Genomic DNA, 16,288 nt, shown 5'->3' with positions numbered 1-16,288 from the left:
GTCCGGGGCTGTGCTGGCACGGTCAGTGCGTGGGCGATCCGCCCGTGACCGCGATGGTCTCGCCGATGACGTAGCTCGACTCCTGCGAGGCGAGGAAGACGAACGGCGGCGCGAGCTCGACGGGCTGACCGGCACGGCCGATCGGCGTCTCCTCACCGAACGACTCGATCTTCTCGTTCGGCACGAAGGCGGGCTGCAACGGCGTCCAGACCGGTCCGGGTGCGACGCCGTTCACGCGGATGCCGCGCTCGATGAGCTGCTGAGCCATCGCGCGCGTCCAGTTCGCGATGCCGGCCTTCGACACGGCGTACTCCGCGAGCGACGGAGACGGGACGAAGCCCTGGATGCTGGAGGTCGTGATGATCGACGCACCGGGCCTGAGGTGCGGCGATGCCGCCTTCGTCAGCCAGAAGAGCGGGTAGATGTTGGCCTTCAGCACGTGGTCGAGGGTCTTCGTCTCGAAGTCGTCGATGCTGTCGACCGTCGGCATCGTGCCGGCGTTGATCACGAGGATGTCGAGACCGCCGAGCTCGGCGACCGTCTTGTCGACGATCTCCTTGTCGACGCTCTCGTCCTGGAGGTCACCGGGGAGGAGCACGGCCTTGCGGCCCTCCTTCTCGATCAGGGCGGCGACCTCTTCGGCCTGCTCCTGCTCCTCGGGCAGGTAGCTCAGGGCGACGTCAGCACCCTCACGGGCGTACGCGATCGCCACGGCTCGGCCGATGCCCGAATCTGCGCCGGTGATGAGGGCCTTCCGGCCGGGCAGGCGGTTGTTGCCGATGTAGCTGGTCTCACCGTGGTCGGGAGCCGGATCCATCTTGCGGATGTCGCCGGGGCCGGTCTGCTGCTGCGGGGGGAACGGCGGCCGGGGGAACTGGGTGTTGGGGTCTTGGGGCGTGTACATGTTGTCGGCCATTCCGTCACGCTAGAACGAGCGACCGCCGCCGCTCCCGGGGGTTGCGGCGGCGGTCGAAGCCGTCTATGCGGGCGTCTCAGCGCTTGCGCGGCGTGCGGTTCTCGGCGCTGACCATCCACGCGAGCTGCTCGAGGCGCTCGAGGATGGAGTGGAGGATGTCGGCGCTCGTGGGGTCTTCCTCATCGACGTCGTCGTGCACCTCGCGTACGGTCGACGTGGCCGACTCGAGGCGCTCGGTGATCAGATCGACGACCTCACTCGTGTCGACCTCGCCCTGCGGGAACTCCGGCAGAGTCGTCGTCTCGGCGATCGTGTCGCTGCGTCCATCGGGAAGGGCGTGCAGGGCGCGCATGCGCTCGGCGACGGTGTCGCTGAATTCGCGGGCGGCCTCGATGACCTCGTCGAGCTGCAGGTGGGTGTCGCGGAAGTTCTTGCCCACCACGTTCCAGTGCGCCTGCTTTCCCTGGATCGAGAGCTCGATCAGGTCGACCAGAACACGCTGGAGGTTCTCGCTGAGCTTCGCCGAAGCGGTGAAGCCGCTCTCGGCGTTCTCGGTCGCGGTGAGGCCCGCGCCGCTTCCGCCCTTCGCGGGGCGACGGCGGTTACGGGGGGCTGTCTTCGAGTCGGTTGCCATGATGTCTCCTGACGGTCGCAACGGGTATGTGAATGACGGTAGACCCGCTCCGCGCCGACGCCACGGGGGTTGTCGATGCATCCGTTCGTTGTTAGTGCGCGGCGGCTAGTCGGGCCCGAGGGTTCGCGCAAGCCCGCACTCCCGGCGGTCGGCTGTTCGTACGGTGGGAACGTGCCCGACACTCCGACCTCCGCCGACCCTCTCAGTTCCTACGCACCCATCGGCGACGGTCGCACGGTCGCACTGATCGGGATGCGCGGACAGATCGACTGGATGCCGCTGCCGAACCTGGATTCGCATCCGGTGTTCGCCCGCCTGCTCGACGCCGAGACCGGGGGCGCGATCGATCTGCACCCCTCCGGCGACTACGAGGTGAAGCGGCGATACATCCCGCGGACGAACGTGCTGGAGACGACGTTCACCACCTCCACCGGCACGATGCGACTCACCGACGCCATGGTGACCGGGGTTGCCGGGCGGCTGCCGTGGGCGGAGCTCGCACGCCGCGTCGACGGCATCGAGGGCGAGGTCGAGGTCGAGTGGGTCATCCGCCCCGGTACCCAGCTGCAGACCGCATCACCGTGGATCGAAGACATCGACGGGGCGTGCGTGATGCGGGTGGGCGAGATCTCCTTCGCGATCGTGGGGAAGAATCACGGTCGCGCCGACCCCGAGCCCGGTTCGGCGTCGGCTCCCCGCGTCGAGGGGCGCTTCACGACGACGACCGGCTCCCGGCATCTCATCGTGCTGGCCGCGACAGACGACGAGCCGCTGCATCTCCCCGACCCCGACAACGTCGACCGCGGCATCGACCGCACGATCGGGGGCTGGCGGGCGTGGTCGAAGGAGTTCTCCTATGAAGGCCCCTGGGCCCGCCATGTGCAGCGCAGCGCGCTCGCGCTGAAACTGCTCGTCTACTCCCCCACCGGGTCGATGGCGGCGGCGGCGACCACGTCGCTCCCCGAGAACCCGCGCGGCGGTAAGAACTGGGACTACCGGTTCGCCTGGGTGCGCGACCTCGCGTACGCCTCCCACGCCCTCATCCTGTTCGGTCTGCGCGAAGAGACCCACGCCGCGATCTCGTGGCTGCTGCGGACGATCCGCGAGAACGGTCCCGATCTGCACGTCATGTACACCCTCCGCGGTGGTACCAGCACCGACGTGCAGACCTTCGATGTCGAGGGGTGGCGCGGCATCGGCCCGGTCGTCACCGGCAATCCGGCCCAGGGCCAGTTGCAGCTGGGCGTCTACGGCGACCTCTTCGCCATCTGCCGCACCTATGTCGACGCCGGCAACGTGCTCGACGTGGCGACAGGTCGCATGCTCGCCGACACGGCCGACCGCGTCTGCGATCTGTGGCGCAATCCCGATTCGGGAATGTGGGAGCTGCCCGAGATCCGTCATTACACCTCGTCGAAGATGGGATGCTGGCAGGCCCTGAACGACGCGGTGGTCCTCGCCGAGGCGGGGCAGATCCCGGGAAGCGCGGCACGCTGGGCGTCGGAGCGCGAACGCATCCGCCAGTGGATCGAGGAGAACGGCTGGTCGGAGCAGGCCCAGGCCTACGTCATGTACCCCGGTTCGACCGACCTCGACGCCTCCGTGCTGCTGCACGGCCCCAGCGGCTACGACCGCGGCGAACGCATGTCGTCGACGATCGACGCGATCACTCGCGACCTCGGCGCCGGCAACCTGTTGTACCGGTACTCGGGCGTCGACCAGGAGGAGCACACGTTCGTCGCCTGCGCGTTCTGGCGAGCCGCGACCCTGGCCTGCGTCGGACGCCACGATGAGGCGATCGCGACCATGGACGACCTCGTCACGCGCGGCAACGACGTCGGCGTCTACGCCGAGATGATCGACGAGTCCGACGGCGAGTCGTGGGGCAATCTCCCCCAGGCGCTCAGCCACCTGGCGCTCGTCACCGCAGCCCTGACGATTCGCGACCTGGCACCCGCACAGAAGCTCGAGGGCCACTGACCTCCCCGCCCCGCACATCTGCAGCATCCGCTCACCACGAACACGATCGAAGGCTCCTCGATGAACGCTGACCCGAAGCTCTTCCGCCACCTGGATTCGGTGCTCGTGGAGAGCATCTTCTGGGACGAGCGCTACGACGAGGTCTCGTGGGTCGACATCACCACCGGAACCTTCCATCGCGCGCGGCTCGACGGTGCGGTCGACGGCTCGGACGACCGCGTGGTCGAGCTGCCCGCGCCGATGAGCGCGGTGCAGCCCGCGCACGGGGGCGGCTTCGTCGCGGCGTTGAAGGATCGCATCGTGTCGCTCGACGCGGAGGGGGCGATCACCGGCACGGTCGCCGAGGTCGAGCACGCGCACGCGGGCATCCGCTTCAACGAGGGCAAGGTCGACCCCTTCGGGCGGTTCATCGTGGGCGGCATGGACGTCACCTCCGCCAACCCCGACGCGGCGCTCTACGCCTTCAGCGCCGACGAGCGCCCCGAGGTGCTGCGGGGCGGGTTCGGCGTCGCCAACGGCTTCGAGTGGGCCGCCGACGGCGGCGAGATGTACGTCACCGACACGTCGACGAAGACCGTCTACCGCGCGCCCTACGGGCCGGGTCGCGGCGAGCTGGGCGAGCTCGAGCCGTACCTCCGCGGCTACGATTCCGACGGTCTCGTGCGCGACGTCGACGGATGCTTCTGGAACGCCGTCTACGGCGGCGGCGAGGTACTGAGATGGAGCCCGGACGGCGAGGTGATCGCGCGTCTCGCCGTGCCCGCACCCAACCTGACATCGGTCGCTCTCGGCGGTCGGGAGCGACGGACGCTCTTCGTCGGTTCGGCGCGAGAGAACCTCTCGGAGGACGATCTGCGCGCGGCCCCGCTCAGCGGATCGATCTTCACGATCGACGTCGACACGGCCGGGCGGGCCGTGGGCGTTTTCGGCGAGACCTCGCCCGGGCGCTGACGTCTGTCGCCGTTCTCCAGGGTCCACTAAGGTCGCACTCGAACCCGCCGTTCGGGCGGACCAGACCCTTGATCAGGAGATGCGACATGGCAGATCTCATCGTTATCGCGTTCGACAAAGAGAGCGAGGCCGAGGCGGCCTACGCGAAGGTTCAGGAGCTGCAGGACGATCTGATCGTCCAGCTCGCGGGCCTCGCCCTCGTCAAGGTCGACGAGGAGGGGAAGACGAAGGTCGAATACCCGGGTTCGGGAGCGCGAATCGGTGCCGGCGCGGCCGGCGGAGCGCTCTTCGGCACGCTCATCGGCATCCTCTTCTTCGTGCCGCTCGCCGGCCTCGTCTTCGGAGGACTCTTCGGCGGACTGTTCGCCGGCCTCGACAAGACCGGTCTCGACGCGCAGTTCCGCGATCGCGTGAAGTCGACCGTGTCGGAGGGCAAGTCGGCGATCGTGATCTACGCCACGAAGATCACCGAAGACAAGTTCGCCGCCGCCCTCGCCCCGTTCAACGGCAAGGTCGTCCAGACGTCGCTGTCGGAGGACGTCGAGCGCGAACTGATCCACGACCTCAACAACGCTCAGTAGCCCGCCGCCCGTCCTGGAGGCATGACGGGGCCCAGTGCAGGACGATCCGACCGCGATCGTCCTGCACCGGGCCCTTCTCCTACCTCCAGCGCCGCTCAGAGGAACGCGAGCAGCACGCCTCCCGCGGCGCCGACGAGCACGACGATCCACGGTGCGACCCGCCACGATACGAGCAGCACGAAGCAGACGAGGGCGAGAGCGAACGACCCGCCGTCGACCACGCCCGACACGAAAACCGGGTCGTAGAGCGCGGCCGCCAGGATGCCGACGACGGCGGCGCTCGCGCCGCGGAGCAGCGCACCGGCCCACGGCCGGGTGCGCAGTGCGTTCCAGAACGGCATCACGCCGACCAGCAGCAGGAATCCGGGCAGGAAGATGGCCACGAGCGCGATCACGCCGCCGACCACACCCCCGGGTCCGACCGACGAGAGCGTGCCGAGGTATCCCGCGAAGGTGAACAGCGGTCCGGGCATCGCCTGGGCGAGGCCGTAGCCGGCGACGAACTGGTCGGGTGCGAGCCATCCGGTCGACACCACGCCCGCGTCCAGGAGGGGCAGCACGACGTGGCCGCCGCCGAAGACGAGCGCCCCGGCGCGGAAGAACGCGTCGAACAGCGACACCGCGCCGCCTCCCGCGAGAGCCGCCACGATGGGCAGCCCGATCAGCAGCACGACGAGCGTTGCGAGACAGACCCACCCGACCGTTCGCGAGACAGGAAACCGCAGCATCCCCGCCCCCGGCTCCGCCCCCGCGCGGCAGAGCCACAGGCCGGCGAGCGCTCCGACCACGATCGCGAGCACCTGGCCGCCTGCGCCGTACAGCACCAGCGCGATCGTGGCCGCAACGACGGCGATCGCCGCGCGCTGCCGGTCGGGTGTCAGCGTCTTCGCCATGCCCCACACCGCCTGGGCGACGATGGCGACCGCGACGATCTTCAGCCCGTCGACGATTCCGCCGCCGACGGGGCCGCCGATCACGCCGGCCCCGTAGGCGGCGACGATCATCAGCACGGCCGAGGGCAGGGTGAAGGCGACGAAGGCGGCGAGCGCACCGGCGACGCCGGCGCGCAGCATCCCGAGCGCGAATCCGACCTGGCTGGACGCCGGGCCGGGGAGGAACTGGCAGAGCGCGACGAGGTCGGCGTAGCGCTCGTCGTCGATCCACCGACGGCGTGTCACGATCTCGTCGCGGAAGTATCCGAGATGCGCGATCGGTCCGCCGAACGAGGTCAGCCCGAGTTTGGCGAAGACGCCGAACACCTCGGCGGCCGACCCGGATCGAGACACGGCTCAGGCGTGCGGCGCGTCCGGCACGAGCGAGGCGATGAGCGTCTCCACGCGCGCGCGGATCTCGTCGCGGATGGGGCGGACGGCGTCGATGCCCTGACCGGCGGGGTCGTCGAGCTCCCAGTCCTCGTAGCGCTTGCCGGGGAAGATCGGGCACGCGTCGCCGCAGCCCATGGTGATCACGACGTCGGATTCGCGGACGGCCTCGACGGTGAGCACCTTCGGGGCGTTGCCCGCGATGTCGATCCCCTCCTCGGCCATGGCCTCGATCGCGACCGGGTTGATCTCGTCCTTGGGGGCCGAACCGGCCGAGCGCACGTCGACCCGGTCGCCGGCGAAGGCCTGCAGGTAGCCCGCAGCCATCTGTGAACGGCCGGCGTTGTGAACGCACACGAAGAGAACGGTGGGTGTAGTCACGTGACCAGTATGCCTGGCGGATACCAGCCGGCGGGGCAACGGGCAATGCCGGACACCCAGAGTTCACCCGCGCATAGGCTCGCGACATGGACGATGTCGATGTGACCCTCGGCCCCGGGAGTCCGTCGGATCTCGCCGCTGCGATCTCGAGGTCGGCGCGCGCGGCCGACGGCTTCGGCCTCGACATCGACGCGACGCTCGCGTGGGTGCGCGCGGTCGGCCCCGACGTCGCGTCTGCGTCGCACTCCGCGGGCTGGGAGTCGCTCGCCGCCGCGGCGGCGGTCGACGTCGCGGGGGCGCGGATGCTGGAGCCCCACGTCGATGCGCTGCAGATCCTCGCGCAGGCCGCCCGCGCCGACGCCGTGAGCACCGACGCGGTCCCAGGCGAGGACGCGACGTGGGGAGTCTTCGCCGCCGAGGGGAGAGGCGTCTCGGTGCGGGCCCGCGAGCACGAGGGGCGGTGGGTGCTTTCGGGCACGAAACCCTGGTGCTCCCTGGCGTCGCACCTCAGCCACGCTCTCGTGACGGCGTGGACAGCGCCCGACGAACGCCGGCTCTTCGCCGTCGATCTTCGCGCACCCGGTGTGCACCCGCACACGGGCCCCTGGGTGTCGCGGGGCCTCGCGCAGGTCGTGAGCGCGCCCGTCGACTTCGACGATGCGGCGGCGGCGCCGGTCGGCAACGACGGGTGGTACCTCCGGCGACCCGGATTCGCCTGGGGCGGTATCGGCGTGGCCGCCGTCTGGTGGGGCGCCTCTCTTCCGCTGACGGAGGCACTCGCGCGCGCGGCGGCGCGCGAGGGAGCCGACCAGCTCGCGGCGGCGTACGCGGGCGAGGCGGATGCCGCGTCGTGGGCCGCACGAGCGGTTCTCACCGATGCGGCTGGGCGCGCCGGCCGCGGGGTCGACGCGCCGGCGGTGCTCGCCCACCGCGTCCGAGCCACCGTCGCCGAGACCGCCGATCGCATCGCCTCGCTCGCCGAGCAGGCGCTCGGACCCGCCCCGCTGACGACCGACGAACCGTTCGCACGCAGGATCGCCGACCTGCGCATCTACCTGCGGCAGCATCACGGTCGGCGCGACCTCGCGGGGCTCGGCCGCAAGCTGGTCGCATCGTGAGCGTCGCCTTCGACCACCGCGATCCCGGGACGCCCGAGCAGACATGGGCTGACGCTGCGCCCTGGCGCTCCGCTCCCCCGCTGCGGCTCACCGCCGACGCCGTGGTCGTCCTCGCCGCACACCCCGACGACGAAACGCTCGGCGCCGGCGGCCTGGTCGCGCGGTGCCACGCCGTCGGCATCCCGGTCACGGTCGTCGTCGTCACCGACGGCGGCGCGTCGCATCCCCTTCTCGGCGACGAGCGCGACCTCGCGCGCGAGCGACGGAGCGAGACGGTCGAGGCGGTCGCCGATCTCGCTCCGTCGGCGGCGCTCGTGTTCCTCGGGTTCGACGATGGGCGTGTCGACGAGCAGCGCGCCGACATCTCCGAACGCGTGAACGCCGTTCTCTCGGGCTTCTCCGATCGTGCCGTTCTCGTGGCGGCACCCTGGTGGGGCGACGGGCACCGCGATCATCGCGTGCTCGGCGAGATCGCGCTCGACCTGGGAGCGCCGACGGTGGAGGTCGTCGGTTATCCCATCTGGCTCTGGCACTGGGCGACACCCGACGCCGTCGACACGTCCGGCTGGCGGGTGCTGCACCTGACGGATGCGGAACGGACCGCGAAGTCGGGAGCGATCGCCCGTCACCGCACGCAGGTCGAGCCGCTCTCACCGCTCCCCGGCGGAGAGGCGATCGTGCACGACGGCATGCGCGCGCACTTCCTCCGCGACGACGAGGTGTACGTCGGCGCTCCCCCGACCGAGGAGACGAGTGCGGATATCGCGGCGTTCGACGACTTCTTCCGCCGACACGACGATCCGTGGGGGTTCGAGTCGCGCTGGTACGAGGCACGCAAGCGCTCGGTGTTGCGGGCATCGCTCCCGCGGGCATCGTTCGCGAGGGCGCTCGAACTCGGGTGCGCCAACGGTGTCCTGACCGCCGAGCTCGCCGACCGGTGCGACGATCTGCTCGCCGTCGACGCCTCCGAGCCCGCGGTGCGGGCCGCGTCGGGCCGCACCCGAGACCTCGCGAACGTGCGAGTCGAACAGTTCATGCTTCCGGGCGCCTGGCCCGACGGCCGTTTCGACCTCGTCATCGTGTCGGAACTGGCCTACTACCTGGGCGCGGACGACCGAGAGCTCCTCGCACGACGCATCCGCGGATCGCTCACCGACGACGGCGTGGTCGTCGCGTGCCACTGGCGTCGTCGCATCGACGACGCGGCGACGACCGGCGACCGCGTGCATCACGAGCTGTCGCGCTCGCTGGGCCTGCACCGGATCGCACGCCACGAGGAGGCCGACTTCGTGCTCGACGTCTTCGCGACCGCTCCGGGGTCCGTCGCCGAGCGGGAGGGGCTGGCGTGAGTGCCGACATCGACGCGATCGCCGTCATCGTTCCCGCGCACGACGAGGAAGAGCTGCTCGGCGGTTGCCTGCGCTCGGTCGCCGCCACCGTCCGATCGGTGAGCCACGTGCCCGTCGCCGTCTTCGTCGTGCTCGACGCCTGCACCGACCTGTCTGCGACCATCGCCGCGGGGCACGACGTGGCCACCGTGGTGATCGAAGAGGGAAAAGTCGGCGCGGCCCGCGCCGCGGGGGCCGCGGCGGCGAGCGCTGTCTTCTCCGGCATCGACCCCGAACGCCTGTGGACGGCGCACACCGACGCGGATTCGGTGGTGCCGCCGAACTGGCTCTCGCATCAGCTCGACCTCGCCGCGGCCGGTGCCGACGTCGTCGTCGGGACCGTCCACCCCGACCTGCGCGATCTCGACGATCACCAGCGCCGCGCGTGGCTGGCGACCTACGAGATCGGAGTCGCAAACGGAGCCGTGCACGGCGCCAACCTCGGTATCCGGTCATCGACGCTCGTAGCGGCGGGTGGCTTCGCGCCCGTGCCCGAGCACGAGGACGTCATGATCGTGGATCGAGCGCGCGCCGCCGGTGCGACGATCGTCGCCTCCGCACGGGCGAACGTCGTCACGAGCGGGCGTTCGGAAGGGCGCACGCCGGGCGGATACGCGAGATACCTCCGCGAAGACCTCGTCGCCCTCGCCGCATCCGCCGACCGTTGACGTGAATGTGTCAAGGGCGTGCGCACCGGGGGCCCCGGGAGTAGCGTTCGAGACCTCATACCCCGAGGAGGCGGCCATGACCGACCACAAGCATCCCGAAGACGCAGCCCAGCGCGAGACCACCGACCAAGGCGAATACACCGACGTCGAGACGCCGGACGGGCGCGACACGCACCAGGACGACGTGACCCCCGGCGAATACACCGACACCGACCTCGGCGACTCGTCGAACCGCTAGAACACGGTCCGCGCCCTCAGCCGAAGATGCCCGAGGCGATCTCCGACAGCAGGGCGCGGCCGTTGCGGTTCACGGTCGCGTAGTAGATCCAGACGTCGTCGCGAGCGACGATCGCTTCCTCCGTGTCGGTGCCGCTCCCCGGCAGGAGGCAGTACTGCGCGCCGAAATCCTCCGCCGCCTGGCACGTGTACCCCTCCGACGCGAGGCCCGGGAGCGCAGCGGTGACGTTCGCGGCGGGCGCGGTGCTGATGAGCAGCAGCACCCCCGCCCCCTCACCCACGATCCAGTCGCACCCGAGAGCGAGGGTGGCTCCCTCGGGCGCGGGACGGATGAAGCCTGCACCGTCGCTCTGCAGAGTCATGTCACCGACGGTCTCTGCGCGCGTCGCGGCGGATCCGAGCTGCGCGCAGTCCGTCGGCAACGTCTCGGTGGAGGTCGTCGGGGTCGGCGTCGGAGGAGGTGTCGGCGTCGGAGTCGGGGTCGGCGATGCGGACGTCGCCGTCGGCGAAGCCGAGAGCGTCGGGCTCCCGCTCGGGTCGGCGCTGCCGGCGCATCCGGCGAGGAGGAGGACGGCCGCCGCGGCGGCGACGCTGAGGGCGGTGACGCGACGACGGATCATGCGGCCACTCTAGAGCCGCGGACCGGCGCGGTGTGAGCGTTCCGCTGCCCCGATTGACTCCGTGTCTGAGGCCCCGGATAGATTGGACGTGGCCGGCATACCGCCGCGTCGACTATCGACGCACGACGGAAGAGACCCCATGGAAATCGCAGGAATCGGAATTCTGGTTCTGATCGGAGTCGGGGTGGCGCTCGTCGCCCTGATCCTCATCGCCCTCCTGATCCGCGCGTGGTACCGCGTAGCGAAGGCCGACGAAGCCCTCGTCATCGTCGGTAAGCGTCAGCGCAGCACCGACGGCGTGACCTCGTCGCGCATCACCGTCATCACCGGCGGCGGCGCCATCGTCAACCCGCTCACGCAGCGCGCCGAGATGATCTCGCTGCGCGCCCGCCAGATCAAGATGGAGCCCACCGCTCAGTCGTCGACGGGTGTCACGGTCAACGTGAGCGGCGTCGCCCTCGTGAAGATCGGCTCCGACCCCGAGTCGGTGCGCCGAGCCGCCGAGCGCTTCGCCTCGCAGGACAAAGCCATCGAACAGTTCACCACCGAGCAGCTCGAGGGCGCACTGCGCGGCGTGGTCGCCACGCTGACCGTCGAAGAGCTCATGCGCGACAGGCAGCGCCTGTCGGATCAGATCGCCGAGGGCATCAAGCAAGACCTCTCGTCACAGGGTCTGATCCTCGACTCGTTCCAGATCCAGGGCATCACCGACCTGAACGGCTACATCTCCGCGCTCGGTGCGACCGAGGTCGAGCGCGTGAAGCGCGAAGCCGAGGTGGCCCGCATCAACGCCGTCCGCGAGATCCGGGCCCGCCAGATCGCAACCGACGAGGCGAACCTGATCGAGCAGACCGCGCTCGACAAGAACAACGCCGCCGCCAAGGCCGAGGTCGGCCGCGCGAACGCCGAGGCCGAGCAGGCAGAGGCCCTCGCCCGTGCCGAGCGTCAGCAGGCGGTGCTCGTCCAGGAGGCGCAGAACACCCAGGCCCGCCTGGAGTCCGAGGTCAGCCGCGTCGCCGACGCCGACCTCTACCAGCGCAAGCAGGAGGCCGACGCCGAGGCGTACGCCCAGGTCAAGGCCGCCGAGGCGCGGGCGCAGATCGCCGCGCAGGAAGCTACGGCCGTTCGACTCAAGGCGGAGGCCGACGCCGACGCTCTGCGCCTGACCGGTGAGGCTCGAGCCGCAGCGATCAGCGCCGAGGCCGAGGCGCTCTCGCTGAACCAGCAGGCGCTCCTCGCTCAGCGGGCGCTCGAGACGCTCGTGCCGATGATGACCGAGTTCGCCAAGGGCTACGACAAGGTCGGTTCGATCACCGTGCTCGGTGGCGAAGGCGCCAGCGGACACCTCGCGACCGAGTCGGCGACGGGGCTTCGCGCATCGTTCGACGCGGTCCGCGCCGCGACCGGAATCGACCTGACCGCCATCATCCAGGGCCGAGCGGTCGGAGAGGCGTTCGCCGATGCGTCTGCCCGCCGTCCGGGCGAAGCACCGGAGGCGGCTCCCGCCCCGGCCGACGCCTGAGAGCAGGTCGGCTCGAAAGTCGGGCAACCCTCGCCGCCCAGGAGGGGGCGTCCTTTGAGAAGGGGCAGTGAGGGTTGCCCAACTCGGAATACTCTAGTGTCTTGTCCCCCATATGGGGGACACGGACGGCTGTGAGATTCGTTAGTGCGGGTCTGCGGCCGCGCCCCGTTCGGCATCCAGCGCCGCCGACCACCCCTGCGCAGCATCCGTGCCGTCGAATCCGCCCCTCGCGAGACGGAATCCGACGTCGTCCTGGCCCGTGCGAGGATGCCCACCGCGGCGGGTCGACGCGCGTACCGTCCACGAGTCGTCAGCGAACCCGCCGCCTCGGAATACCCGATAGTCGCCGTAGCGTGCAGGATCGAGCAGATCCCAGCACCATTCCCACGCGTTGCCGAGCGTGTCGAAGAGCCCGTTGAGGTTCGGATGCTTCGCGCCCACGTCTTGCGGAGTCGTCACCCCGTCCGCGCTCGTCCATGCGACCTCGCGCAGCGGGCCGTAGTGCGAACCCGTCGAACCGGCGCGGCAGGCGAACTCCCATTCCGCCTCGGTCGGTAGCCGGAAGCCGTCGGAATCGACGTGCCAGGTCACCTCTTCACCCTCGAACGAATAGGCGGGGTCGAGTCCCTCCCACTCCGAGGCCGCATTGCAGAACCGGATCGCGCGCAGCCAGCTCACCCCCGTCGCGGGCCGTCGCGGGTCGGGTGAGGGTGCGCTGATGATCTCGGACAGCTGCTCCTGGGTAACCGGGTAGACGCCGATCTCGAACGGTTCGAGCTCGACCGTCCACCGTCGTTCGAGGCGGGCGTCGTACAGAACGACAGCCCCTCCGCCGATCCGGGCCATCTCGATGTCTGTCACCTCGGCAGTCTGCCACGCGGCCCCGGGGTCGGGGCGGGGCGGTCGCCAGGCTAGATTCGAGAGGTGAGCCGTCTCAAGTCCCTCGTGCGGTTCGTCGCCGCCGCAGAAGAGCTGCACTTCCCTCGCGCCGCGGAATCGCTCGGCATCTCGCTCCCCGCGCTCTACTCGGCGATCCAGAAGCTCGAGAACGAGATCGGGCACCCCCTCTTCACACGCGCGAACGGCAAGACGACACTCACACCCGCCGGCGAGCTGTTCCTCGACGAGGCCCGCCGGCAGATCGCCGAGACCCCCGTGTCGTCGGGCAACGTGCCCGCACCCGCGGGTGGCAAGGCGAAGGCGTCGAAAGGAACGGGCCGAGCTCCCGTGGTCAAAGGACAGCCGAAGCCGTTCAAGAAGCGCCAGGGGCGCTGACGGCGTCCGTCCCTCGCGACCTGCGGCCTCAGGCTTCGGTGAGCCGACCGGCGTCGACGTGCCAGTGGCGGTCGATCTGCACCGCGTCCAGCATCCGCCTGTCGTGCGTGACCAGCAGCAGGGTTCCGTCGTACGACTCCAGCGCCTGCTCGAGCTGCTCGATCGCCGGCAGGTCGAGGTGGTTCGTCGGCTCGTCGAGCACCAGCACGTTCACACCCCGCGCCTGCAGCAGCGCCAACCCCGCGCGCGTGCGCTCGCCCGGCGACAGCTCGTCGACAGGACGGTTCACGTGGTCGGCCTTGAGCCCGAACTTCGCCAGAAGCGTGCGCACGTCCGCCGACCCCATCTCGGGTACGAACGCCTCGAAGGCGATGGCCAACGGCTGGGTGCCTGCCAAGAGGGAACGCGCCTGGTCGATCTCCCCGATGCGCACGTTGGCGCCGAGACCGGCCGTTCCTTCGGTGGGCTCCTGACGACCCAGGAGCGCCCTGAGCAGCGTCGACTTGCCGGCGCCGTTGGGCCCCGTGATGCCGATCCGCTCCCCCGCGTTGACCTGCACCGACACCGGACCGAGCGTGAACGACCCCTGCGTGAAGACCGCTGAACTCAACGTCGACACCACCGAACTCGACCGCGGCGCCGCACCGATCGTGAACTCGAGCTGCCACTCCTTGCGCGGCTCCTCAACCTCATCGAGGCGGGCGATGCGACTCTCCATCTGGCGCACTTTCTGCGCCTGCTTCTCGCTCGACTCCGTCGCGGCCTTCCGCCGAATCTTGTCGTTGTCGGGCGCCTTCTTCATCGCGTTGCGCACGCCCTGGCTCGACCACTCGCGCTGAGTGCGCGCGCGGGCGACGAGGTCGGCCTTCTTGTCGGCGAACTCGTCGTACTTCTCGCGCGCGTGACGTCGCACCGTCGCGCGCTCCTCGAGGTATGCGTCGTACCCGCCGCCGAACACACGGTTCGACCCCTGGGCGAGATCGAGCTCGAGCACCCGCGTGACGCACCGCGCGAGGAACTCCCGGTCGTGGCTGACGAGCGCGACGCCGCCCCGCAGGCCGCGCACGAAGGCTTCGAGCCGCTCCAGACCGTCGAGGTCGAGGTCGTTCGTGGGCTCGTCGAGAAGGGCGATGTCGAACCGCGACAGCAGCAGGGCCGCGAGTCCGACCCGCGCCGCCTGACCGCCCGACAGCGACGTCATCTCTGTCTCGCTCGCGAGATCGAGGCCGAGGTCGGCGAGCACCGCGGGGATCCGCTCCTCCAGATCGGCCGCGCCGCTCGCCAGCCACCGCTCCAGCGCCGCCGAGTAGACGTCGGCGGGGTCGGCACCGTCCGGGGGCGACGGATCGGCGAGCGCGGCGGCCGCAGCATCCATCTCGTCCGTCGCCCGCGTGCAGCCGGTGCGGCGTCCGATGTACTGCGCGACGGTCTCACCGGGGATGCGTTCGTGCTCCTGCGGCAGCCATCCGACGAAGGCGTCGGTGGGCGCGAGGGTGATGGTGCCGGCCTGCGGTTCGTCCACTCCGGCGAGAAGGCGCAGCAGCGTGGACTTGCCGGCGCCGTTCGCCCCGACGACGCCCACGACGTCGCCCGGGGCGATCGTGAGGTCGAGCGCGTCGAAGAGCGTGCGGTGGCCGTAGCCGCCGGCCACACCGCGAGCCACGAGTGTCGCGGTCATCTTGTGTCCTGTCGTCCGTGTCGGAGGGGCGGGTCAATCCCAGCCGAGGTAGTCCTCGATCTCGGCGCCGATCTCGCCCGGGTGCGTGATCACCGCGAGGTACCCGCCGCCCTCGATGCTCGCAAGGCTCGCCCGCGTCGGGGCCGTCGCCCGCAGCTTCTCGGCCGTCTCGGGAAGATCGATGCGGTCGTGGGTGCCCTGGATGATGTTCACCGGAATGCGCTCGGCCAGCGGCTCCCACTCCTCGACGGGGGTCGCCGCCCGTGCGGCCGCCTGCAGCGCGCGCGCATCGTCGTCGCGCAGGCGCGAGAAGACGTTCCACGCGAAGCCCGCGTCGACCGCCTCGCCCGCGAGAACGCGGATGGCGTCGCCCGCCTCGGCCGCCGTCGCCGCGGCGAAGGCCGAATCGAGAGCGGCGGACGCATCGGCGGAGACGGGTTCGGACCCCTCGACGCCGAGCAGCACGAGGCCCTCGACGCGGTCGGCGTGGTCGCGGGCGATCACGCGCGCGAGCGTGCTGCCGAAGCCGTGGCCGCCGATCCAGGCCTGACCGATGCCGAGGTGGTCGAGCACGTCGACGACGTCCCGGCCGAGGTCGTGGAGGGTGACCGGGGCGGTGTCGGGCGACTGCGCGCGCACGCCGATGCGGAGGATGCGGAAGCCCTCCTCCTCGAGCACGTGCGCGAGCGTGCCGAGCGAGGCGATGCTCAGACCCTGACCGGGCAGGAGCACGAGCAGGTGCCCTTCGCCCTCGTCGACGAAGGGGATGGAACGGCCGTCGGGTTCGAAGGTCTGCGGGGCACTGATCGTCATGCCTCCATTCTCCCCGACCGCCGGGCCCGGTGACGGACGCCGGCCACCGGACCTGCTCCCCCTTCCGACCAGAACGCCCGACCGGCCGCCCGAGCAGAACGTCCGACCAGCCGCCCGAGCAGAACGTCCGACCGGCCGCCCGAGCAGAACGTCCGACCAGAACGCAGGATGGATGCTGCACTACCCCGTGCGGCGCCCTGGAAA

Annotated in this window: 17 protein-coding genes; 9 read left to right on the top strand and 8 right to left on the bottom strand. The window is 70.5% G+C overall.

What is annotated here, in order from left to right; translation table 11 throughout:
- Positions 1 to 22 precede the first annotated feature (22 nt).
- Together DEA06_RS01560 and DEA06_RS01555 are read right to left on the bottom strand one after the other, a co-directional pair.
- The gene (locus tag DEA06_RS01560) at positions 23 to 916 is read right to left on the bottom strand and encodes an SDR family oxidoreductase (protein WP_116646199.1); all 894 of its coding nucleotides are present in this window, start codon (positions 914 to 916) and stop codon (positions 23 to 25) included.
- A 76-nt stretch (positions 917 to 992) separates the two neighbouring features.
- The gene (locus tag DEA06_RS01555) at positions 993 to 1,550 is read right to left on the bottom strand and encodes a DNA starvation/stationary phase protection protein (RefSeq protein WP_116646198.1); all 558 of its coding nucleotides are present in this window, start codon (positions 1,548 to 1,550) and stop codon (positions 993 to 995) included.
- Between the two features lie 171 nt (positions 1,551 to 1,721).
- Here DEA06_RS01555 and DEA06_RS01550 point away from each other — a divergent pair, with 171 nt between their 5' ends.
- From DEA06_RS01550 to DEA06_RS01540, 3 genes are all read left to right on the top strand, one after another.
- Complete coding sequence (locus DEA06_RS01550) at positions 1,722 to 3,530, top strand: glycoside hydrolase family 15 protein (protein ID WP_240606755.1); 1,809 nt, start codon at positions 1,722 to 1,724, stop codon at positions 3,528 to 3,530.
- A 60-nt stretch (positions 3,531 to 3,590) separates the two neighbouring features.
- A complete protein-coding gene (locus DEA06_RS01545) occupies positions 3,591 to 4,481 on the top strand; it encodes an SMP-30/gluconolactonase/LRE family protein (RefSeq protein WP_116646196.1) in 891 nt (296 codons plus the stop codon).
- Positions 4,482 to 4,567: 86 nt separating this feature from the next.
- The gene (locus DEA06_RS01540; protein ID WP_116646195.1) at positions 4,568 to 5,062 is read left to right on the top strand and encodes a DUF1269 domain-containing protein; all 495 of its coding nucleotides are present in this window, start codon (positions 4,568 to 4,570) and stop codon (positions 5,060 to 5,062) included.
- Between the two features lie 95 nt (positions 5,063 to 5,157).
- On the opposite strand, the gene chrA is transcribed toward DEA06_RS01540, so the two are convergent.
- Both chrA and DEA06_RS01530 read right to left on the bottom strand, forming a co-directional pair.
- Entirely contained in the window at positions 5,158 to 6,348 is a 1,191-nt protein-coding gene (gene chrA, locus DEA06_RS01535) for a chromate efflux transporter (RefSeq protein ID WP_116646194.1), read from the bottom strand.
- Positions 6,349 to 6,351: 3 nt separating this feature from the next.
- Positions 6,352 to 6,765: an arsenate reductase ArsC gene (locus DEA06_RS01530; protein WP_116646193.1), complete on the bottom strand. Its 414-nt coding sequence runs from the start codon at positions 6,763 to 6,765 to the stop codon at positions 6,352 to 6,354.
- An 86-nt stretch (positions 6,766 to 6,851) separates the two neighbouring features.
- On the opposite strand from DEA06_RS01530, the gene DEA06_RS01525 reads away from it, so the two are divergent.
- The 4 genes from DEA06_RS01525 to DEA06_RS16435 all read left to right on the top strand — a co-directional run bounded on the left by DEA06_RS01525 (position 6,852) and on the right by DEA06_RS16435 (position 10,177).
- Positions 6,852 to 7,883 carry an acyl-CoA dehydrogenase family protein gene (locus tag DEA06_RS01525; protein WP_116646192.1) on the top strand — a complete coding sequence of 344 codons (1,032 nt, stop codon included), beginning with the start codon at positions 6,852 to 6,854 and terminating at the stop codon, positions 7,881 to 7,883.
- On the top strand, positions 7,880 to 9,232 hold the full coding sequence (locus tag DEA06_RS01520) for a PIG-L family deacetylase (RefSeq protein WP_165817897.1): 1,353 nt from the start codon (positions 7,880 to 7,882) through the stop codon (positions 9,230 to 9,232). The genes DEA06_RS01525 and DEA06_RS01520 overlap by 4 nt, the downstream gene beginning before the upstream one ends.
- The gene (locus DEA06_RS01515; protein ID WP_240606754.1) at positions 9,229 to 9,939 is read left to right on the top strand and encodes a glycosyltransferase; all 711 of its coding nucleotides are present in this window, start codon (positions 9,229 to 9,231) and stop codon (positions 9,937 to 9,939) included. The genes DEA06_RS01520 and DEA06_RS01515 overlap by 4 nt, the downstream gene beginning before the upstream one ends.
- Positions 9,940 to 10,015: 76 nt before the next feature.
- Positions 10,016 to 10,177, top strand: coding sequence for a hypothetical protein (locus DEA06_RS16435; protein WP_165817896.1), 162 nt, complete (start codon positions 10,016 to 10,018; stop codon positions 10,175 to 10,177).
- 16 nt (positions 10,178 to 10,193) lie between these two features.
- Here DEA06_RS16435 and DEA06_RS01510 read toward each other — a convergent pair whose 3' ends face one another.
- Positions 10,194 to 10,796 carry a hypothetical protein gene (locus DEA06_RS01510; protein ID WP_116646190.1) on the bottom strand — a complete coding sequence of 201 codons (603 nt, stop codon included), beginning with the start codon at positions 10,794 to 10,796 and terminating at the stop codon, positions 10,194 to 10,196.
- A 139-nt stretch (positions 10,797 to 10,935) separates the two neighbouring features.
- Here DEA06_RS01510 and DEA06_RS01505 point away from each other — a divergent pair, with 139 nt between their 5' ends.
- On the top strand, positions 10,936 to 12,318 hold the full coding sequence (locus DEA06_RS01505; RefSeq protein ID WP_116646189.1) for a flotillin family protein: 1,383 nt from the start codon (positions 10,936 to 10,938) through the stop codon (positions 12,316 to 12,318).
- 141 nt (positions 12,319 to 12,459) lie between these two features.
- Here DEA06_RS01505 and DEA06_RS01500 read toward each other — a convergent pair whose 3' ends face one another.
- The gene (locus tag DEA06_RS01500; RefSeq protein WP_205781198.1) at positions 12,460 to 13,179 is read right to left on the bottom strand and encodes an SUMF1/EgtB/PvdO family nonheme iron enzyme; all 720 of its coding nucleotides are present in this window, start codon (positions 13,177 to 13,179) and stop codon (positions 12,460 to 12,462) included.
- 63 nt (positions 13,180 to 13,242) lie between these two features.
- Here DEA06_RS01500 and DEA06_RS01495 point away from each other — a divergent pair, with 63 nt between their 5' ends.
- Positions 13,243 to 13,593 carry a LysR family transcriptional regulator gene (locus DEA06_RS01495; protein ID WP_116646188.1) on the top strand — a complete coding sequence of 117 codons (351 nt, stop codon included), beginning with the start codon at positions 13,243 to 13,245 and terminating at the stop codon, positions 13,591 to 13,593.
- Between the two features lie 28 nt (positions 13,594 to 13,621).
- Here the strand turns inward: DEA06_RS01495 and DEA06_RS01490 are convergent, their stop codons facing one another.
- Entirely contained in the window at positions 13,622 to 15,271 is a 1,650-nt protein-coding gene (locus DEA06_RS01490; RefSeq protein ID WP_116646187.1) for an ABC-F family ATP-binding cassette domain-containing protein, read from the bottom strand.
- Positions 15,272 to 15,304: 33 nt separating this feature from the next.
- Positions 15,305 to 16,084, bottom strand: a complete 780-nt coding sequence (locus tag DEA06_RS01485; RefSeq protein WP_116646186.1) for an alpha/beta hydrolase — start codon at positions 16,082 to 16,084, stop codon at positions 15,305 to 15,307.
- Positions 16,085 to 16,288: the final 204 nt, after the last annotated feature.

Origin of the sequence: Microbacterium sp. Gd 4-13 (genome assembly GCF_003095395.1) — a bacterium.
GTDB lineage: Bacteria > Actinomycetota > Actinomycetes > Actinomycetales > Microbacteriaceae > Microbacterium.
The sequence above is the reverse complement of the archived record's forward strand: the minus strand, read 5'-3'. Positions and strand labels throughout refer to the sequence as shown.